Source organism: Methylobrevis pamukkalensis (assembly GCF_001720135.1).
Classification (GTDB): domain Bacteria; phylum Pseudomonadota; class Alphaproteobacteria; order Rhizobiales; family Pleomorphomonadaceae; genus Methylobrevis; species Methylobrevis pamukkalensis.
Genome location: NZ_MCRJ01000221.1, coordinates 1 through 2596 on the forward strand (window position 1 = coordinate 1; position 2596 = coordinate 2596).

General features: G+C 65.4%; 3 protein-coding genes. 2 read left to right on the forward strand and 1 reads right to left on the reverse strand.

Annotated elements, in window-relative coordinates:
- The first annotated feature begins 372 nt into the window (after window positions 1-372).
- Entirely contained in the window at window positions 373-828 is a 456-nt protein-coding gene (locus A6302_RS19975) for a DUF2924 domain-containing protein (protein ID WP_069308481.1), read from the forward strand.
- Window positions 717-2150 (forward strand): recombinase family protein, encoded by a 1434-nt coding sequence (locus A6302_RS19980; protein WP_210183414.1) that lies wholly within the window; start codon window positions 717-719, stop codon window positions 2148-2150. The genes A6302_RS19975 and A6302_RS19980 overlap by 112 nt, the downstream gene beginning before the upstream one ends.
- 89 nt (window positions 2151-2239) lie before the next feature.
- Here the strand turns inward: A6302_RS19980 and A6302_RS23765 are convergent.
- A partial coding sequence (locus tag A6302_RS23765) for a hypothetical protein (protein ID WP_210183415.1) occupies window positions 2240-2596 on the reverse strand: 357 nt, incomplete at its 5' end.

Here is a 2596-nt window from a genome sequence, read left to right on the forward strand (position 1 = left end):
TACTGCTCTCGATTGATTCAACCTGCGATAATCATGGACAAATCCGTGATCGGCAAGCCCTGATGTTCTCTCTCTGTTCGAATTTCCGCATCCCGTTCCTTTGAGATGTCCCGTCCTAGGCAGCTGGGTGGCTTTTGATCGGTAGCACACCATCGATCATGGCCACCGAAACATGAAACGCCCGAACCCGCTCCCTCCCGACCAGATGAGCGCCGCTGAGCGGCGCACCGAGCTATGCCGCCTGTTGGCGCTCGGGCTGGTCCGGTTGCGGATGCGGGAGACGAACGAAGTATCTGACGATACTGGAGAACGTTGCCTACACTATCCGCCCGACCAATGCCGTCATGCAACTCCAACTCGCCGGAGAAATGCATGAACAAACCCGATCCCATCCCAGCGCGCCTGGCCGCGCTCAAGACCACACCGACGCCCGACCTGAAGGAACAGTGGCGCGACCTGTTCGACAGCGAGCCGCCGCCGTTCAACCGCCGCTACCTTGAAAGCCGTATCGCCTATCGCATCCAGGAACTGGCCTATGGCGGGCTGAAGCCGGAGACGATCCGGCGCCTTGAGCGGCTGGGCGAGGAACTTGACGGCGGCGACCGGGCGAAGCGGAGCATCCGCGCCGATCGCGACCGCCCGATCACCGGCACGCGGCTGCTCCGCGAGTGGCAGGGCGTCGAGCAGATAGTCACCGTAACTGCCGACGGCTTCGAATGGCAGGGGCGGCCGTACAAGTCGCTGTCCGCGATCGCCCGCGCGATCACCGGCACGCGCTGGAACGGCTGGGTCTTCTTCGGGCTCAAGAACCACAGGGGGCGGAAGTGACGAAGCCGCCGGATAAATCGAAGGTCGTCCGCAAGCTGCGGTGTGCCGTCTACACCCGGAAATCCTCCGAGGAAGGGCTGGAGCAGGAGTTCAACTCGCTCCACGCCCAGCGTGAGGCCTGCGAGGCATACATCGCCAGCCAGCGGTCCGAGGGCTGGGTGCTGGTCCGCGATCAGTATGACGACGGCGGCATCTCGGGCGGCACGCTGGAACGGCCCGGCCTGAAGCGGCTGCTGGAGGACATCGAGGACGGGTTGGTCGATGTGGTGGTGGTCTACAAGATCGACCGTCTCAGCCGCTCGCTGGCGGATTTTGCCAAGCTGGTCGAGGTGTTCGACCGGAACGGGGTGACCTTCGTCTCGGTCACGCAGTCGTTCAACACGACGACCTCCATGGGACGGCTGACGCTGAACATCCTGCTGTCTTTCGCCCAGTTCGAGCGCGAGGTCACGGCCGAGCGCATCCGCGACAAGGTCGCCGCCAGCCGGAAGAAGGGCATGTGGATGGGCGGCGTGCCGCCCTTCGGCTACCGCCTCGAGAACCGGAAGCTGGTGGTCGACGAAGAGCACGCTGCGCATGTGCGCTGGATCTTCGCCCGCTTTCTCGAGATCGGGTCCTGCACGGAACTGGCGCGGGAAGTCGGCACGCACGGCCTCCGGACGCCGCGCGGCAACCCGATCGACAAGAAGTACATCTACCGCATGCTGAGCAACCGCGCCTACATCGGCGAGGCGGTCCACAAGGGCGAGAGCTATCCCGGCGAACACGATGCCATCATCGACCGCGACACGTGGGACCGCGTCCACGCCATCCTGACGGAGAGCCCGCGCAAGCGCGCCGCGCGCACACGCGCCGACACGCCCGCGCTGCTGAAGGGGCTTCTCTTCGGTCCCGATGGCGCCGCGTTCTCACCTACGCACACCCGCAAGGGCGACAGGCTGTACCGCTACTACATCAGCCAGACCGTGCTGAAGCACGGCGCAGGATCTTGCCCGGTCGGCCGCGTGCCTGCGGGCGAGATCGAGGGCGCCGTCATAGACCAACTCCGCGCCGTGTTCCGCCAGCCGGAAATTGTTGCGGGGACCTGGAAGGCGGCGCGTGCCTACGCCGAAGACATCTCCGAGGCCGACGCACGCGCGGCCTTGCAGCAGCTCGACCCGCTGTGGGACGAACTCTTCCCCGCCGAGCAGGCGCGCATTGTCACGCTGCTGGTCGAGCGCGTCGATATCGGCACGAACGGGCTCAACTTCCGGCTCCGGATGGACGGCCTCGGAGGGCTCGCGCGCGAGATGCTGTCTGGCAGCATCGGAGCAGCGGCATGACCCGCGCGACGGCGGTCCCCGAGACGGTCACAATCCACGTACCATTCCGCATCGTGAAGCGCGGCGGGCGGAAAGAGATGCAGCGGCCATCAGGCAACCAAGCGCGCGGGAAGCCGGACGATACGCTCATCAAGGCGCTTGCGCGCGCGTTCCGCTGGAAGAGGATGCTCGACAACGGTGACTTTGCCACGGTAGCCGACCTCGCCGCACAGGAAGGCATCGCTGTCTCCTACCTCACGCGTGTGCTTCGGCTGACGCAGCTTGCGCCCGATCTTGTCGAGGCGATACTCGACGCACGGCATCCCCCGGGCCTGACGCTTCAGTCGCTGCGAGTGCAGATCCCCGATGAATGGTCGAGGCAGCGCGAGTCCTTGCTGCCAGGGACGGAATAAGGCTTGCGGCATCAGTCGGCCCCGCTGTAGCTTCTCCGAGCCGTTGTCAGGCGA